This is a genomic window from Deinococcus piscis, assembly GCF_014653275.1.
Lineage (GTDB): Bacteria > Deinococcota > Deinococci > Deinococcales > Deinococcaceae > Deinococcus > Deinococcus piscis.
On the sequence record NZ_BNAL01000024.1, the window covers coordinates 1 to 16,983 of the forward strand.

Genomic DNA, 16,983 nt, shown 5'->3' on the forward strand with positions numbered 1-16,983 from the left:
AAGGGCAGTTGGTGGAGCCAACTGGGGAATTGCAATATGATGCAATCTACACCCGGAAGCTACTTATCTCTGGACTTCTCCTGCGCCTGTTGGTGGCGGGCTAGAAATGGCGCGGCCTGTGACTGCCGAGTTTCTATGCCGAACTTTCTGGGGGAGCCGCCCACTTGCGTTAAACTGAGCCAGTGAATCGCCGCGTGGCCCTGGCTCCTTTTTTGACCCGCCTCGAAGTGCAGTCGCTGGCGACCATCGAGACGCTGGACCTGGAGCTCGGCGGTGGCCTGAGTGTCTTTACTGGTGAGACTGGGGCCGGCAAAAGCATCATCGTAGACGCGCTGGGCCTGCTGCTGGGCGAGCGGGCCAAGCCTGATCTGATTCGGCGCGGCGAGGAGCAGTTGCTGGTGACGGGCTTCTGGTCAGAAGGCAAAGACGAAGCCATCAGCTCGCGCCGGGTCAGCCGTCAGGGCCGCTCGGTGGCGCGACTCAACGGCGAAGTGGTGGCCGTGCGTGAGCTGTCGGGCTGGACAGAGCAGCGCCTGACCATTCACTGGCAGCACTCGGCAGTCAGTCTGCTGTCGCATGCAGCCCAGCGGAGATTGCTGGACGGTCAGTGCGCGGAGGCGGTGGGCAACTACGCTGCTGCCTACGCCGCGTGGCAGGCCGCTGCTGCGCGGTTGGAACGCCTGCGTACCGGCGAGCGGGAGCGTGCCCGGCTGCTGGACCTGCTGGAGTATCAGGTGGGAGAGATCCGTACTGTGGGGCCGCAGCCCGGCGAGGAAGAGCCGCTTCAGGCCCAGCTGTCGCGCCTGACCCACCAAGAAGCGATAGCTGGCGCGGCAGCTGGGGCCCTGGACCTGCTGGCTGACGGTGAGGTAACGGCTGAGGGCCTGATGCAAGCTGCCCTCAAGACCCTTGGTGCCGGTGCCCGCTACGACCAGGCTTCGGAAGACCTGCTGGAAGAACTGCGTGCGGCTCTGGACGCCGTGGAAGCGCTGGTGCCAGAACTGCGCCAGATTGCCGAGGGCAGCGCCCCCGACCCCGAAGAAATCGCGCAGGCCGAGGAGCGTTTGGCCGCGCTGGGCCGTCTCAAGGCCAAGTACGGCCCCGAGCTGAGTGACGTGCTGGCCTTTGCCGAGCAGGCCGAAACCGAGCTGGCCGCCTTGCAGCAAGACCAGGAAGATGCGGGCGACCTGGCAGGGGAAGTGGAGCGCCTGTACGCCGCGCTGCGGGCAGCGGGTGAGCGGCTAGACGCGGCCCGCACCAAAGCCGCAGGCCCACTGGCAGGCAGCCTGCTGGCGGTGATTCGTCAACTGGGGATGCCGCACGCCCGGCTGGAGTTTAGCCTCATGCCGCTGGCTCAGCCGGGGGCCGCTGGCCTGAGCGATGTCACCTTGCTGTTCAGCGCCAATCCCGGTGAGAACATGGGGCCGCTGGCCGAGGTGGCTTCAGGCGGTGAGCTCTCGCGGGTGATGCTGGCGATCAGCACGGTGGTAGGAGCCGAGACTCCAGTGGTGATCTTTGATGAGGTAGACGCAGGTATCGGTGGCGCGGCGGCAGTGGCAGTCGCCGAGCAACTCGCGCAGCTGGGCCGTGAGCGGCAGGTGATGGTGGTGACTCACCTGGCCCAGATTGCAGCCCGCGCTGACCATCATTTCCGAGTAGAAAAAGAAGTGATTGAAGGGCGCACGGTCAGCCGGGTACGGCGCCTGGATCAGGCCGAGCGCGAAGCTGAACTGGCCCGGATGCTGGGTGGACAGACTTCCGGTGCAGCGCTGGACCATGCCCGCGAACTGCTGGCAGGCGGCGCGGTGGCGGCTACTGGAGGCCGCAAGCGGGCCGCTTCTCGCCGCTAGGCCTCACGGGGCCCCAAGTTCCCGCTCCCATCTCTGAGTAAAGGCTTGAGGAGTGGAGTGACTAAAGGTGCTGTCAAGCACGGTTCAGCCGGACGTCATCTGAGCCCTTTATGCTGAATGTCATGAATCCAAAAATAAGTCTGATGGCCCTGAAACTGGGGATCCTGGGTGGTGCAGGGATACTGTCTGGCTGCGCCGCGACTGCTCCTGCGGGTCTGGCCGTACATGAAGCGCTGCTGTATGGGGCGGGCAATCAGCGCCTGACCTGGGTGTATGGCGATCTGGCCGCCGGTCAAAGCAGCCAGGTCAGCCTGGGCGGCCAGTCTGTGCAGCTGGCCCAAGTGGCCGGAGCCGCCGATGGAGCACTCACGGTCAATGGCAACCGTTTCTACCAGAGCGGCCTAAGTGGCAGCGTGACACAGCCCAAGGTGACGCGTACGGCCCAGGGGCTGTTTGATGTGGCCAGCGCGGGCGGCATTTCTGAGCTGTATTACACCGATGGCCGCAACTGGTATCTGCTGAGCGCCACAGCGGGCGCGGCCATCACGGCGCAGCCTGTATCTGGCCTGGAAGGAGCAGGGGAGCTGACGCCCAGCGAGGCGGCCAGCTTGACCCGTTCGCTGTCAGGGCAAGGCGCGCTGGCTGTGGGGGTGCTGGCAAGCAGCAGCGTGCCCGACCAGCCGCTGGCCGTGACTCCTGAGCCGCAGGAGCGCCGCTTGACGGCCCTGAGCGTGGCACGGGTCACGGCGGCCACATCCGGCACCGGCGCAGCGACCCCGGCTACGCCAGCTCCCACCCCTGGAGGCACCATGAACTACTCCGTCTTAGACAAAGGCAACAATGCTGCCGCTTCCGGCCCTACGGTGCAGGTGGCCACCACGGCGGCCCAGGCTGAAGCCCTCTATGGCCTGGCTTATGGCCGTCAGTCTTCGCGTCCCAGCGCGCCCAGCCTGAACGGCAAGACTCTGGTGGGGATCTTTATGGGGACGCGCTCCACCGGTGGCTACTCGCTGGAAGTGCAGGCGGTGGACGTGGCTGGTGGCCGCGTCACGGTGCAGGTGCTTGAAAAGGCACCCGCCGCTGACATGCTCACCACGCAGGCGCTGACCAGTCCCTGGGTGATCGTGGAGCTGCAAGGCCGCTACAGCGATGTGCAGGTTCAGGGCTTGGGCCGCAGCGCTGGCGTAGGCACAGCCGAGCAATAACGCACACCAATCCATCAGGTAGCCCCCGCCCTTAGGGCGGGTTATTTTGTGCGACCTACTACTGCGCGAATTACCGACAGACAAGATGAAAGTTACAATGGTCCATATGCCCTCTTCCACCCCCGCTTTCCCCCCACTGATCGGCCTGCTGGGCTACGGGCCAGCTACAGCGCGGGCGCTGCGCGACCTGGGCTACCTGGCCCTGCCTCTCCCTGTTGGCGACTTGGAAGGGGTGTTGGCCGCCTGCCAGACCCTGGAGTTGAGTGGTGTGCTGGTGCATTCCGCCTATGAGCAGCAGGCTTTTGCCGCTGTCCAGTCCGATGAACCAGCGCAGCGGGCTGGACGGGTGGATGCCATTGCGCTGCCCCTGGGAGCCCTGGCCGCCATGCCACAGGGCACCTATACCCTGACCGAAGCGCTGGGAGACGCTGTGGCCGCCACCCACTATGCTGCCCGTGGCGCCAGTGCGCTGCTGATTGGACACGGCGCTGATCTGGCCGCTGTCATGCCGCTGACCCGCCTGGGGTTTGCGCGGGTGGGATTTGTGGCCGACAGCCTACCCGCTGCCGAGCGCCTGAGCCGCGAGGTCCCCGCTGGAACTGCTGCCTACGCGCTGAGCCGCCGTGATCCCGCCCTTCAAACCCTGGCCGAACGCGCTGACCTTATTGTGGTGCTGGGTGGCAGCCTGCCTGCAGGAGTTTTGCAGCCCTACCACACGTTGCTGGACCTGAGTGGCCGCCTGCCGTCTGGCAATGCCACGCGCTTGGAACTGGATCAGCTGCCAGGACTGCGGCTATCGCAACAGCTGCTGCATATCACCGGACAGCGTCTGCATGCGGCAGCTCTGGCTGATCTGGTGCAGGTCATGCAGAGTGAAAGGGCCTGAGACGGACTCCAGCTGTGCAGTGAAGGCCCGGCCTAAAGCTGCTGATCCCTAAAGCTGTTGGGCCAGTGCCAGCGCTTCAAGCAGGCCGCCCGCGTCCACATGGCCGACCTGATACCGCGCCGCTGCCTTGACTATGGGCTCGGCATTGCCCATCGCCACCGGGTGCCCGACCACTGCCAGGGCCTGGAGGTCGTTTTCGCCGTCCCCCACCATCATGCAGCGCTCCAGCGGAATCCCGTAAGTCTGAGCAATGCGCTGGATAGCGGTGCCCTTGCTGGTGCCTGGTGCTGTCATAGATACAAACAGGGTGTCGCGCATCCGGGGGCTGCCCGCTGGGTGCAGGTCCACGCTGGCAGGTGTCATCGCTTTGATGGCTTCCAGCTGCTCATAGCGGATCAGCCACTGGGCACGCACTGGAGTGCCTTCCAGTTCTGCTGGCCACAGGGGAGGGAAGGGTACGCCCAGCAGGTCGGCGTGCTCCTGGGCATAGTTGTCCCGCAGAGTAGAGGCGTAGGCTGCGTCGGTATAGACCTCCAGCAGTTCGCCGCTGCGCTCTGCGGCGTCCAGCAGGTCACGCAGCTCCGCCGCTGGAAATTCGCTGCTGAGGCTTTCGCCGGTATCCACCCGCACCACCGATGCCCCATTTTGAAACACGTGCCAGCCGCCCGGCTGCATTCGCTCGGCGTACTCGCGGGCACGTCCGAAAGCGGGCCGCCCACTGCACAGCACCAGTCGTATACCAGCGGCGCGGGCTTCTTCCAGGGCCGCCCAGACATCGTCCCTCACTTCGTTGTTGGTGCCGACCAGGGTGCCATCCACATCAATACAGACCAGAGCTAACATCCTGCCAGTGTAGCAGTCAGAAAATTTAGTATGCGGATTACAAAAAAAGTAAGAATACTAAGAATACAAAGAAGCCCCTCCATTTGGAAGGGCCATTCACTCTTACGGAAACATCCGCGTCAGCATGCGGGGGAAAGGAATCGCCTCACGAATATGGTCAATGCCGGTCATCCAGGCGATAAACCGCTCCAGGCCCATGCCGAAGCCGGCGTGCGGCACGCTGCCGTAGCGGCGCAGGTCCAAGTACCACTCGAACGCTTCCAGCGGCAGGCCCTCGCCCTCAATGCGCTCTTTGAGCAAGTCAAAGTCGTGGATACGCTCACTGCCGCCGATAATTTCGCCGTAGCCTTCGGGGGCGATCATGTCGTCGCACAGGGCCAGGCGGGGGTCGGCGGGGTCTGGCTGCATGTAAAAGGCCTTAAACGACGCGGGATAGCGCTCCACCATCACCGGACGGTCAAAGTGATAGCCCAGAATGGTTTCGTGCGGCGCGCCAAAGTCGTCGCCCCATTCCACCGGCTGCACGTCGGCCTGCACGTTGTCAGGCAGATCGCTTTGCTCAATGTGCTGGCGGATGATGTCTAGCGCCTCGGTGTAGGTGATGCGGGGATAGTTGCCCTCGGCTGCCGGTTCCAGCTTGGTGATGTCGCGGCCCAACATCTCTAACTCTAAGCGGCACTCGCTCAGCACCCGGCGCACCAGGAACGATACGAATCGCTCCTGCAAATCCATGTTGTCCCCGTGGGTGGCGGGGGCCACTTCAGGCTCCACCATCCAGAATTCCAGCAGGTGCCGGCGCGTCTTGGACTTCTCGGCGCGGAAAGTTGGCCCGAACGTGTACACCTTGCCGAATGCCAGCGCGCCTGCCTCGGCGTGCAGCTGCCCAGTCTGACTCAGGTAGGCTTTGTCCTCACCAAACAGGTCAATCTCGAACAGCTCAGTGGTGCCTTCAGCGGCGTTGGGCGTGAAGAAGGGCGCGTCAAAGCGGGTAAAGCCCTCCGAGCGGAAGAACTCCACAATGCCGCTCTGCACGCAGTCGCGCACCCGCATCACGGCCCAGGGGCGGCGGTGGCGGAACCACAGGTGGCGGTGGTCCATCAGAAACTCGATGCCGTGCTCCTTGGGAGTGATGGGATACTCGCCCACCGCGTCTGAGAGCGGGGAGAGGTCACGGACACTGATTTCCACGCCGCTGGGGGCCCGCTCGTCGGCGCGGACCTCGCCGGTCAGCGTCAGCGACTGCTCCTGGCTCAGGCGCTTGGCGGCCTCGAATACCTCTTCGGACACGTCGCCCTTAAAGACCGTGCCCTGCACGAAGCCGGAGCCGTCGCGCAGCTTCAGAAACTGGATTTTGCCCTTGCCGCTCTTGTCCTGGAGCCAGGCGGTCAGCGTGACTGTCTCACCGATGTGTTTTGGGAGGTCCGAAATTTGCATTTCCGCAGTATAGAGAGGCGGCAGCCAAAAGGCAGAAAGCGAACGAATCTCCGCTTTCTGCCTTTTACCGGAATCAACCACGGGACAGCCCGTGGGAGCAAGTTTTACTTCAGTGCTTCATTCATTGCCAGCACGTCGGCGGCCTTGAGGCTGGCTCCGCCCACCAACGCACCATTCACGCTGGGCTTGCCGCAGATCTCGGCGATGTTTTCGGGCTTGACGCTGCCGCCGTACAGGACACGGATGCTGTCCGCCTGCCCGGCGTAGAACTCGCTCAGCAGTTCGCGGATGGCGGCGGCCATTTCCTCGGCGTCGTCTGCGGTGGCTGTCTTGCCAGTACCGATGGCCCACACCGGCTCGTAGGCCACCACCACATCGGCGCCCACGCCTTCCAGCGAGCCGCGTAGCTGTGCCAGGGTATAGGCGACATGCTCACCCCGCTCGCGCACGTCCAGGCCTTCGCCCACGCACACGATAGGGGTGAGGCTGCTGGCCTGCGCCTGCGCCGCTTTGGCCGCCACGTTGGCGTCGGTTTCGCCGTGGTACTCGCGGCGCTCCGAGTGACCCACGATGGCGTAACGTGCGCCCACGTCCTTTAGCATCGCTCCGCTGATTTCGCCGGTGTAGGCCCCGCTCTCATGCTCGCTGATGTCCTGAGCGCCAAAAGCCACGCTGCTCGGCAGCTCAGCGGCCAGGGTGGGCAGGTTCAGCGCTGGGGCCAGCACCGCCAGGTCGGCGTAGCTCTGATGCAGTCCGCTGCGGACTTCCTCGGCCCAAGCCTTGGCTTCGGTGGGGGTCTTGTTCATTTTCCAGTTCAGGGCCAGTAGGTTGTTCATGTCGTCTCCTCAGATTGCAGCGCGGAAAAAATAGGTGGTACGGTGAATAATTTTGCCGCCGCTCACGCGGTACACGTCGGCAAAGCGTTCTTTTAGGGGCTGTCCGTCACGGCTCTCGCCCCGGAAAAGGCCCACTGCTACCGCGTCGCCGGCAGCGGAGCAGGTCACGGCGGCAACCTGATGTTGCCCCGCGCCGATAATGCGCTCGTAACGGTAGAACTGCTCAATACGGTCCAGGCCGCGCAGCGGCTCATAGCCAGGGCGCTCATAAACGGCTTCCTGGGCGAACACCTGCCCTAGCTCGTCAAAATGTGTGCCGTCAATGACGCCAAACAGCCGTTCAATCAGTTCGCGGGCTTCTTGCTCGGTCATCCTGCTTCCTCTCCTTTGACTGTCTCCCGTAAGCGTAGGCCCAGGCTCTGCGAGAGGCGAACAAGGTAACCGTCCGGGTCTTGCACCAGAAACTGCCGGACACCTGTTTCTTGGTCGCCCACGCGGTACCATTTCTCCTCCAGCTCCATAAATAGCGGCCAGTTCGCTCCACTCAGGCGGTCCAGGATGACCTGCACGTCCTGCACCGTAATTTCAAAGTTAATTCCACGTCCAAACGGTGCTGTAAGCGGCCCCGTCTCCCAAGTGCGCGTTTGCCCGATCTGATCCAGCATAACGTGGGCGCTGCCCAGCACGATGTAGGCAAACCGCTCCTCCGGGCGCTCGTACTTCAGTTGGAATCCCAGGAGGTCCACCCAGAAGTGCCGGCTGGCCTGAAGGTCCATGACCGCCAGCTCTGGAACCAAGTCGGGTAAATTGCCGGGGCCGCTGCTGTTCATTCCATCGCCTCTACGCCGGGCAGGGCTTTGCCTTCCAGCAGTTCCAAGCTGGCCCCGCCGCCGGTAGAAATGTGGCTGACCTGGTCGGCATAGCCGCTCTTGTTGATCGCGCTGACCGAGTCGCCGCCGCCAATCACGGTATAGGCACCCTGGGCACCCAACTCGCCTACGGCCTTGGCGACGTCGTTGGTGCCAGCGGCGAAGGCTTCCATCTCGAATACGCCCATCGGGCCGTTCCAGAACACGGTTTTGGCTCCCTTCAGCGCCTCGGCATAAGCGCGGCGGGTGTCGGGGCCGATGTCCAGGCCCATCCAGCCTTCAGGGATTTCACCGGCAGGCACCACCTGGGTCTTGGCGTCAGCGGCGAACTTGTCGGCGGCCACAGCGTCGGTGGGCAGCATCAGCTTGTCACCGAACTTGTCTAGTAGCCCCCGCGCGTAGTCCAGCTGGTCGTCTTCCACCAGGCTGCTGCCAATCTGGCCGCCCTGCGCCTTAAGGAAGGTGAACATCATCCCGCCGCCGATCAGCATGCGGTCCACTTTGGGCAGCAGGTTCTCAATCACCTTGATTTTGTCGCTCACTTTGGCTCCGCCGATAATCACCACGTAAGGGCGCTCGGCGTCGCCGGTCAGTTTGCCCAGGGCGTCCACCTCAGTTTGCAGCAGCAGCCCGGCGGCGTGCGGCAGCTTCTCGGCCACACCACTCACGCTGGAGTGGGCGCGGTGCGCACTACCAAAAGCGTCCAGCACGAAGGCGTCAGCCAATCGGCTGAGTTTGTCATTCAGCGCGGCGTCGTTTTTCTCTTCGCCTTCTTCAAAGCGCACATTGTCCAGCAGCGCCACTTCGCCGGGCTTCAGCTCACGCACGGCGGCGGCCACTTCGTCGCTGCCGGGCAGCCCGTCGATGAACTTGACCGGGCGGCCCAGGTGCCCTTCCAGCACGGGAGCGATGCCCCTGAGGCTGAACTGCTCCTCATAGCCGCCTTTGGGGCGGCCCAGGTGACTGGTCAGAATCAGGGCTGCGCCGCCGTCCAGCAGCTTTTTCAAGGTGGGCAAGGAGGCCGTGATGCGGGTATCATCCTGCACTTCGCCGCCCTTGAGGGGCACGTTGTAATCCACGCGCACGAGGACTTTTTTGCCGCTGACATCCAGTTGGTCTAGTGTTTGCATATGTTCTCCAATCTAGAAAAGGGAAGAACGCGCCCGCAGGCGGCTCCTCCCTTGTCACCGCAGCGGGGCGGCCCTATTCGCTCCGCTGACCGTCTGCGGCGCCGGCATTAGCCTTTTTTCTGAACCAGTTCCACCACATCGGCGATGCGGTTGGAGTAGCCCCACTCGTTGTCGTACCAGCTGAAGAACTTGACCAGGTTGCCCATCGCCATGGTCAGGCCGCCGTCAATGATGGCGCTGTGGGAGTTGCCCTGAATGTCGGTCAGCACGATGGGGTCTTCGGTGTACTCAATGATGCCCTGGTGGCTGCTTTCAGCGGCCTTCTTGAACACGGCATTGACTTCTTCCACCGTGACTTCGCGGCCCAGGATCACGCTCACGTCGCTGATGGAGCCGGTGGGGGTGGGCACGCGCAGCGAGGTGCCGTCAAACTTGCCCTTCACGGCGGGGTACACCTGGGCCACGGCTTTGGCTGCGCCAGTCGAAGTGGGGATGATGTTGATCGCACCGGCGCGGGCGCGGCGGGGGTCTTTGTGCGGCGCGTCCAGAATGTTCTGGTCGTTGGTGTAGGAGTGCACCGTGGTCATGATGGCTTTTTCGATGCCAAAGGCTTCGTCCAGCACTTTCATGGGCGCGGCCAGGCTGTTGGTGGTGCAGCTGGCGTTGGAGATGATGTTGTGCTGGGCAGGGTCGTAGTCGTTCTCGTTCACGCCCAGCACGATGGAGATGTCTTCGCCCTTGGCGGGGGCGGTGATGATGACCTTTTTGGCTCCGGCCTTGAGGTGCTTGTCTGCGCCCTTGTCGCCGGTGCCGTCGGTGAAGATGCCCGTGCTCTCGACCACGATGTCTGCGCCCAGCTCGCCCCAGGGGATGTTCTGGGGGTCACGCTCGGCAAAGGAACGAATCTTTTTGCCGTTGACGATCAGGTTCTCCTCGTCGAACTCCACAGTGCCGTTGAAGCGGCCAGCAGTGGAGTCGTACTTGAGCATGTTGGCCATGCTCTGCTCGTCCATCAGGTCGTTGATGCCGACGACTTCAATGCCACGGCTCTCGAGAATGCGGAACACCAGGCGGCCAATGCGGCCAAATCCGTTAATGCCTACTTTCATGTTTCCTCCTGTGAGGGCGCCCTGCCCCCGGGGGCATAGGGTGAGTCCAAGTTGTGGGGGTGGGCAGCCTCTTCCCTAGAGTGTAACCGACAAAACTTGAAACGGGCTTCCCTTGCGCTGTGGTCCGGTCAGGCATCACACTGGGACAATTTCCCGTCCGCCACTGCCTAAAGTAAACCTTCAGATGGCCCGCATGTTCCCGCCGTTTCCGCTTTTCCTGCGCCACGTGCGGCGGGGACTGAGGCGGCTGCGGCCTGTCCTGGGCAACTTGCTGGCGCTGCTGGCCCTCATCGGTGGTGCAGCTTTTCAGGTGCGAAATGGCGGCGGCCTAAGCCCTCAGCTTTATGCGGCGGTGCAGGCCCAGGCCGCTGTGCAGCCAGCAGTGCACCACACCGCCGCGCATCCCGCGCCCCAGCACCGCGAACATCAAAACCACGCTGCACACGACCCCAGAGCGCACCACCCTGAACAACATGGTCCCAAGGCGCACGATGCTGGGGCGCACTGCCCCTTTTGCGTGACCCAGGCGTTCGGGGAAGCGGCCAACCCCTTTGTGCTCGGAGCGGTGCCGCCAGACCACCTGCCAGCGGCGCTGCCGCAACTCCTGGCCGCTGCCTGCTTGTTGCCCCGCTGGGCAGATGCCCGCGCTCCTCCTCACTGTGTGCCCAACCCTGACTGCATTGCTCCCGCTTTCTTCCAAACCTGAGGAGGTTCCTATATGCGCCATTTTTTTTCCCTGCTGGCCCTGAGCGCTTTTGCTTCTGCGGCTGCTGCCCCACTCACCCTGACCCTGAGCCTGACCGACGGGGGTGAACAGTTCTTTCATCACCACCCGCTGATGGTGAACGGCCAGGCCCTGAGCGTGCAGGACGTGCGCTTTTACGTGTCAGGCGTGGCACTGGTGCGGGCTGACGGTAGCGAAGTCCCGGTCGCGGGCTTGAGCCTGGCCGAACTGAACAAAGGCACCCCGCCGCGCCATATCGAAATCTTTAAGGGCGATGCGCCCACCGGCGAGTACCGGGGTCTGCGCTTTGACGTGGGTGTCCCCCGCGAGCTGAACCACCGGGACGCCACCACCGCCGAGGCCCCGCTGAGCATTGATGACGGCATGTACTGGGCCTGGAACAGCGGCTATATCTTCTTTAGCCTGCATGGCAATGTGGGCGGCACCAAGGTCGCCCATCACATCGGGGGCGACTCGCGCCGCATCACGGTGGATCTGGCCGACCTGCAAAAGCCTGGCACCGCGCTGACGGTGGGCGCAGCGGGCCTGACGGTTCCCCTCAACCTGGACCTTCAGAAGCTGTACGCGCAGGGAGCGGGAGGCGAAGCCTGGGACTTCCGCAAGCCCGCCTATCAGCAGGTGCATTTTGGCCCGGTGGCTGACCAGTTCTTCCTGAATGCCAGCCGGGCGTTCAGCCGCGCCGCTGAGCGAGCTGACCCGTCGGTGGGCCGTCCGGTGATGCCGCGTGACGGCCACTGAGCCGGGAACGCTGTCCCCATGCAAAAGACTGCCTTTTCTGCCAAAACCTTGTTTCTGACCAGCGCCCTCGCGCTGCTGGCCGGGCTGGGCCTGAGCAGCGTGAGCGCCCAGCCCGCCGACCTCAGCGAAAGCCGCCGCGCCGAGCTGGGCCGTGAGCTGTTCTACGCTCCTCTCCTGAGCAGTGACGGGGCCGTGTCGTGTGCAAGCTGCCACCAGCAAGTGCGGGCCTTTACCGATGGCCGCCGCCTCAGCCTGGGCGCGTTCGGGCGCGAAGGAGTCCGCAACGCCCCCAGCCTGGTCAATGTGGCCGCCCGCACGCGGCTGTTCTGGCATGGCGGCAGCCCCAGTCTGGAATTGCAGGCCCTGGGGCCGCTCTCCGACCCCAACGAGCACGATTTCCGCCCCGAACAGACCGTGCAGGCTCTGCGGGACGACCCGTATTTCGTGCGGCGCTTTCGAGAGGTGTTCGGCGCTGAACCCAGCCTTATCACACTGACCCAGGCCCTCGCGGCCTTTGAGCGCACCATCGTCAGCTACAATTCGCCGTTTGACCGTTACAGCGCCGGGGACGCCTCGGCCATGACGGAGTCCGCCGTGCGCGGCATGGATATCTTTTACGGCAAAGCCGAGTGTTTCCACTGCCATGTGGGGCGCCACTTCAGCGACAACCGCTCCCACAACAACGCCTTTTTGCTGTTTAACCCCGATATCGGCGTGGCGCAGCTCACAGACGCCGAAGAGGACGTGGGTAAGTTCATCACGCCGACCCTGCGGAATGTGGCCCTGACAGCGCCCTACATGCACGCCGGGCAAGTGCCGACGCTGGAAGCGGTGATTGACCACTACAGCGAGGGCGGCCAGCCCAACCCGAACGCCGATCCGCTGATTCGCCCGCTGGACCTGAGCGAAGCCGAGCAGGCCGACCTGTTGGCCTTCTTGCACGCCCTGACCGATGAAACAGTGGCGACCAACCCCGCCTGGGGACCGCCGCCGCCCCGAATGGAGACTCCATGAAACGAACACTGTCTCTCTTGCTGGCGCTGCTGCCCGCTGCTGCCGCCCATGAAGTCGTCAGCTACGGCACCGTGAGCGCCGAGTTCCACACCGACGCTGGCGAGGGCCTCCGTACCGGCGACGACACCCTGGTGGGCTACCGCCTGACCGTGGCCGGAAAGGTGATTGCGCCCGAAGCCTGCCGGTGTCAGCTGCTGCTTTACCCCGGCAAACCCAGTGCCCGCGTGATGCCACACGTGATTGAGCTAAGCCCCGGCTTCGATGACCCGCAGGCCGCCGAAGGTTGGGTCAAGGTAGAGGCCCCTGGCACCTACACCCTGGTCCTGGCCGGCAAACCCGCCCACCCCGGCGCTTTTGACCCTTTCCGAATCGAGCACGTTCTGAACACCAAGGAGAACACCCCATGAACATCAAACCTGCCCTGGCCCTACTGATTGCCCTCAGCCTGCCACTGGCCGCCGCCCATACCGCCGTGACCGATCTCCAGCCCGCCGCTGGCAGCGTAGTGAAAGCGCCTTCCAGCGTGACTTTGCGCTTCAGCGAGAGCGTGAATCTGCGGTACTCCATCTTTAAGGTGTACCCTTTGCCAGCTGGGCAAAGCGGCCAACGCGCCGCCGCCGAGCTGACCCGCCGGGTCATTGCGCTGCGCGGCGATGAGGCAGCCAGGGCAGACCGCTATCGCCCCCGCACCGGCCAGTCGCAGGGCGTGACTGTTCCGCTGAAACCGGGTCTGAAACCGGGCCAGTACGTGGTGATGTGGCGGCTGATGTCCGCCGACGGCCACCCGGTGACGGGGCAGTCGGTCTTTGGCGTCCGTTGACCATGCTGACGCTGTCCGTGTGGCTGTCGCTGGCGCAGCACCTGGGGCTGGCGCTGCTGCTGGGCGGCGCTTTTACTCGGCGCTGGTGGCTGGACAGTTGGCCGCTGTGGCCGCTGGGACTGGGTCTGGTGCTGCTGGGCCTGGGCAGCCTGGGCGCGGCAGCCTGGACCCTGGCGCAGTTCGGGTTGCTGACCCCGGCAGACCTGAGCGGCTACCTGCTGGCCGAGCCGGCGGGCCGCGCCCTGGTGTGGGCGCTGCTGGGTGGGGTGCTGTTGCTGGCGGCTGAAGCGGGCCGCTGGCGTTTGCCTGGGCTGGTGCCCCCTGCGGGACTGCTGCTTTATGGCCTAGGTGCTCAGGGCCATGCGGCGCTGGGCGGCGTGCCCACCACCGCCACGCAGATGCTGCACCTGGCGGCCATGAGCACCTGGCTCGGCGGCGTGCTGGCACTGGCAGTGGGCAAGGAGCCCCCGCGTGACGAGCTGAGCCGCATGACCACGCCAGCACTGCTCAGCCTGCTGGTGCTGGCGTTTACGGGGGCGTTCGCGGCGCTGGTGAATGGGGGCCACCTGGGCACCCTACGCACTTCTCCTTACGGTGCAGTGCTGGCGGGCAAGCTGGCGCTGGTGCTCGCCGCTGTCAGTGCGGCGGCTTGGTTGCGCTGGCGGGTTTACCGCGCCCTGCCCGCCCGCCCGGCGCTGCGGCTGGAGCTGGCGTTGCTGCTGCTGGCCGTGCTGGCATCTGCCTGGTTGGGAGAGACGCCTCCGCCTGCTCAGCACTGAGGCAGCAACCTGCCTTAGCCCCTGGTCATAGGCCAGGGGCTTCTATTTAAGAAATAATTCTCTAGATTTCTAGAAATATCTTTTTTTCACAATATTCCCGCTGACTCCTTCCCTGGCAGTGCTCCCGTACAATGTCCGGCATGTCTCATTCGCTGCTGGTCATGAAATTCGGTGGAACCAACATGCAGGATTCGGCGGCCATTCGCCACTCGGCGTCGCTGGCGGCCCGCTGGGCGCAGCAAGGGGTGCGGGTGGTGGTGGTGGTGTCCGCTATGGCCGGGGTCACCAACTCGCTGCTGAGCATCGCCGACGCCGCCGAAACCGGCGATATTGCCGCTGCCAACGATGCCCTAGCCGAAATTCGCCACCGCCACATGGCGGCGGCGGGCGAGCTGGGCGGGCGGCCCGACAGCGCCACGGTGCGCGAGCTGCGCGAACTGCTGGAAACCTTGCGGCAAGCCATCTACGGGGTGTATCTGCTGCGCGAACTCAGCCCCCGCTCGCGTGACCTGATCGTGGCCTTTGGCGAGCGCCTGAGCGCCCCGCTGATGGGCCTGGCCCTGGAAGGCCTGGACCTGCGCGCCCACCACCTGACCGGCGGCGCGGCGGGCATCCTCACCGACCGGCACTTTGGTGGGGCCCGCCCGCTGCCACAGAGCGCGGAGCGCATCCGTGACCGCTTGGGTGGCCTCCTGGACGCTGGCGTAACCCCGGTGGTGGCCGGGTTCATGGGCGAAACCGAGGGCGGCTCAGTGACTACCCTGGGCCGGGGCGGCACCGACTACAGCGCCACCATCCTGGCCGAAGCCCTGCGCGCCGACGAAGTGTGGGCCTGGAAAGACGTGGACGGCGTGATGACCGCCGACCCCCGCGTGGTGCCGGACGCCCAGAACATCGAGGTGCTCAGCTACGGCGAGGTAATGGAGCTGGCCTATTTTGGGGCCAAAGTGCTGCACCCACTGGCGGTCACGCCCCTACAGGACAGCGGGATTCCCCTGCGCGTCAAGAGTGCGGCGGACCCGGACTTTCCCGGCACCCTGGTGCAGCGGGACACCCACAACCTGCCGGGCCGCCCGGTCAAGGCGGTCACGGCCATTCGCAATGTCAGCGTCATCAACGTGACCGGCGCGGGCGTGCTGGGCGTGCCGGAAGTGGTGTCCAGCCTGTTTGGGGCCATTGCCCGCGAGAACATCACCCTGCTGATGGTGTCGCAGAGCAGCTCCATGAGCAACGTCTCGCTGGCGATTCCCGACGCCGACGCGGCCCGGGCGATGGAAGCCCTGCGCCAGTCGGCCACCGACGACCTGACCTACGAGCAGCAGACCGGCAAGGCCGTGCTGGCGATTGTGGGCGGCGGCATGCGGGGCCAACTGGGCGTCTCGGCACGGATGTTCACGGCCCTGGCCGAAGCCCAGATCAACATCCTGATGATCTCGCAGGGCTCCAGCGAGCTGAACGTGTCGGTGGCGATTGAGAACAGCGAAGTGGACGAGGCCACCCGCGCCGTTCACGCGGCATTTGGCCTGGGCGCTCCTGTGGGAGACTGAGCAGGGATTTCCTGCTTCAGCGCATTGCCTTTAGTCGCACCTCAATCACCTTGCCTGCGCCCGGCCCCGCTTCGGTCACTGCGCGGATGGCCCGAATCTGGGCCGCGTCGCTGTAGTTGGTCAGTTTGATGCCGTTCAGGTACACCGACGGGGTGCCGCGTACCCCCAGCGTCCGCTGAAGCTGGTCGGCCCCGGCCTGAATCTCAGCGGTGCGGGGCTGGGCCAGGCAGCGGTCAAGGGCGTCTTGTTTCACGCCTGCGTCCACGGCGTAGGCCGCAAAGCTCTGGCGGGCAGCGGCGCCTTGCTGCTCGGTCCAGGTGCCGAAGTGCTCATTCAGCCGGTCCGAGAATTCCCAGAAGCGGCCCGCATCGGCAGCGCACTCGGAGTATTCGGCGGCAGGCAGCGCCAGCGGATGAAATGACAGCGGAAAGTGATGGTAGTTCAGCCGGTAGACACTGGGCTTGCTGCGCCACTCGGCCATGTTGCTGCTGTGCCACAGCTGATTGCAGTAGGGACACTGGTAGTCACTGAAGATGTCCAGCTGGGCTGGGGCTGCTGCGTCTCCCAGCGGGGCGCTCACCTTCGGAAAAGCGTCCCTGGGATAGACCTTCAGGGACGTGTAGGCCTGCCAGCTGCCATCACGTAGCCGCACCTGTACGGCACTTGCGCCGTCTTCGCTGACCTCTTCAAACAGCTGTGCGGCGGCCTGCTTCTGAAAGCCGGGGTCGTCCAGCACCTGCTTGAGGCTGGGCACTGCTTCTTCTGGCGCGCCCCAGGCTGCCAAAATGGCGCGGGCCACTTCCTCGGTATTTGCCTTGGGTGCAGTCGCATACACCCCGATCACCCGCTGTCCGACGCGGTCCAGCTCGATGCGGGCCTGGCCAGCCCTCAGCACGTCGCCGTCGGCCTTAAAGCTTCTCAGCAGCGGCTGCGTGGCAGTCACCTGCGGGGTTTGCCAGAGTTGGGCCTGGGCGCTGCCGACCAGCAAAGCGGCCACCAGAAATGAACTGCGGGAGGTCATGGAGCACAGTCTAGCGAGCCGCACTCTCCCTGAGAGCCACGCAGCAAAAGCACCCGCCTCCACGCGGGAAGAGGCGGGTGCTTCCAGGCCAAGAAAGTCAGGTCGCAGATTGTTCAACTGAACCGGGTGTTCTCCGGTTCTCTAGCAAGTCTCTGTC

18 protein-coding genes are annotated in these 16,983 nt (G+C 64.5%); 10 read left to right on the plus strand and 8 right to left on the minus strand.

All coding sequences use genetic code 11. The features are described from left to right. The first annotated feature begins 182 nt into the window (after positions 1–182). The 3 genes from IE158_RS09435 (at position 183) to IE158_RS09445 (ending at position 3,941) form a co-directional block, all read left to right on the plus strand. Complete coding sequence (locus tag IE158_RS09435; RefSeq protein ID WP_189643420.1) at positions 183–1,850, plus strand: DNA repair protein RecN; 1,668 nt, start codon at positions 183–185, stop codon at positions 1,848–1,850. Between the two features lie 122 nt (positions 1,851–1,972). Next, a complete protein-coding gene (locus IE158_RS09440) occupies positions 1,973–3,055 on the plus strand; it encodes a protease complex subunit PrcB family protein (RefSeq protein ID WP_229839034.1) in 1,083 nt (360 codons plus the stop codon). 106 nt (positions 3,056–3,161) lie between these two features. Continuing rightward, positions 3,162–3,941, plus strand: coding sequence for a shikimate dehydrogenase (locus tag IE158_RS09445; protein ID WP_189643421.1), 780 nt, complete (start codon positions 3,162–3,164; stop codon positions 3,939–3,941). A gap of 48 nt (positions 3,942–3,989) precedes the next feature. On the opposite strand, the gene IE158_RS09450 is transcribed toward IE158_RS09445, so the two are convergent. From IE158_RS09450 to gap, 7 genes are all read right to left on the minus strand, one after another. Then, the gene (locus IE158_RS09450) at positions 3,990–4,784 is read right to left on the minus strand and encodes a Cof-type HAD-IIB family hydrolase (RefSeq protein WP_189643422.1); all 795 of its coding nucleotides are present in this window, start codon (positions 4,782–4,784) and stop codon (positions 3,990–3,992) included. Between the two features lie 102 nt (positions 4,785–4,886). Beyond that, on the minus strand, positions 4,887–6,218 hold the full coding sequence (asnS, locus tag IE158_RS09455) for an asparagine--tRNA ligase (RefSeq protein ID WP_189643423.1): 1,332 nt from the start codon (positions 6,216–6,218) through the stop codon (positions 4,887–4,889). Between the two features lie 104 nt (positions 6,219–6,322). Continuing rightward, positions 6,323–7,054: a triose-phosphate isomerase gene (gene tpiA / locus IE158_RS09460; RefSeq protein WP_189643424.1), complete on the minus strand. Its 732-nt coding sequence runs from the start codon at positions 7,052–7,054 to the stop codon at positions 6,323–6,325. A 9-nt stretch (positions 7,055–7,063) separates the two neighbouring features. Beyond that, positions 7,064–7,426 carry a nuclear transport factor 2 family protein gene (locus IE158_RS09465; protein WP_189643425.1) on the minus strand — a complete coding sequence of 121 codons (363 nt, stop codon included), beginning with the start codon at positions 7,424–7,426 and terminating at the stop codon, positions 7,064–7,066. After that, on the minus strand, positions 7,423–7,884 hold the full coding sequence (locus IE158_RS09470) for a bleomycin resistance protein (protein WP_189643426.1): 462 nt from the start codon (positions 7,882–7,884) through the stop codon (positions 7,423–7,425). Before IE158_RS09470 ends, IE158_RS09465 begins: the two co-directional genes overlap by 4 nt. Further along, complete coding sequence (locus IE158_RS09475) at positions 7,881–9,053, minus strand: phosphoglycerate kinase (protein ID WP_189643427.1); 1,173 nt, start codon at positions 9,051–9,053, stop codon at positions 7,881–7,883. Before IE158_RS09475 ends, IE158_RS09470 begins: the two co-directional genes overlap by 4 nt. A gap of 107 nt (positions 9,054–9,160) precedes the next feature. Further along, positions 9,161–10,162 carry a type I glyceraldehyde-3-phosphate dehydrogenase gene (gene gap / locus IE158_RS09480; RefSeq protein ID WP_189643428.1) on the minus strand — a complete coding sequence of 334 codons (1,002 nt, stop codon included), beginning with the start codon at positions 10,160–10,162 and terminating at the stop codon, positions 9,161–9,163. Positions 10,163–10,355: 193 nt separating this feature from the next. On the opposite strand from gap, the gene IE158_RS09485 reads away from it, so the two are divergent. From IE158_RS09485 to IE158_RS09515, 7 genes are all read left to right on the plus strand, one after another. Beyond that, positions 10,356–10,868, plus strand: a complete 513-nt coding sequence (locus IE158_RS09485; protein ID WP_229839035.1) for a hypothetical protein — start codon at positions 10,356–10,358, stop codon at positions 10,866–10,868. Between the two features lie 12 nt (positions 10,869–10,880). Further along, on the plus strand, positions 10,881–11,645 hold the full coding sequence (locus IE158_RS09490) for an MbnP family protein (RefSeq protein ID WP_189643430.1): 765 nt from the start codon (positions 10,881–10,883) through the stop codon (positions 11,643–11,645). 18 nt (positions 11,646–11,663) lie between these two features. Further along, positions 11,664–12,659 carry a cytochrome-c peroxidase gene (locus IE158_RS09495; protein WP_189643431.1) on the plus strand — a complete coding sequence of 332 codons (996 nt, stop codon included), beginning with the start codon at positions 11,664–11,666 and terminating at the stop codon, positions 12,657–12,659. Then, positions 12,656–13,066, plus strand: coding sequence for a hypothetical protein (locus IE158_RS09500; protein ID WP_189643432.1), 411 nt, complete (start codon positions 12,656–12,658; stop codon positions 13,064–13,066). Before IE158_RS09495 ends, IE158_RS09500 begins: the two co-directional genes overlap by 4 nt. Then, positions 13,063–13,479, plus strand: coding sequence for a copper resistance CopC family protein (locus IE158_RS09505; protein WP_189643433.1), 417 nt, complete (start codon positions 13,063–13,065; stop codon positions 13,477–13,479). The genes IE158_RS09500 and IE158_RS09505 overlap by 4 nt, the downstream gene beginning before the upstream one ends. A 2-nt stretch (positions 13,480–13,481) precedes the next feature. Continuing rightward, positions 13,482–14,258 carry a CopD family protein gene (locus tag IE158_RS09510; RefSeq protein ID WP_189643434.1) on the plus strand — a complete coding sequence of 259 codons (777 nt, stop codon included), beginning with the start codon at positions 13,482–13,484 and terminating at the stop codon, positions 14,256–14,258. A gap of 140 nt (positions 14,259–14,398) precedes the next feature. Next, complete coding sequence (locus IE158_RS09515) at positions 14,399–15,805, plus strand: aspartate kinase (protein WP_189643435.1); 1,407 nt, start codon at positions 14,399–14,401, stop codon at positions 15,803–15,805. A 16-nt stretch (positions 15,806–15,821) separates the two neighbouring features. Here IE158_RS09515 and IE158_RS09520 read toward each other — a convergent pair whose 3' ends face one another. Then, on the minus strand, positions 15,822–16,826 hold the full coding sequence (locus IE158_RS09520; RefSeq protein WP_189643436.1) for a DsbA family protein: 1,005 nt from the start codon (positions 16,824–16,826) through the stop codon (positions 15,822–15,824). Positions 16,827–16,983 lie beyond the last annotated feature (157 nt).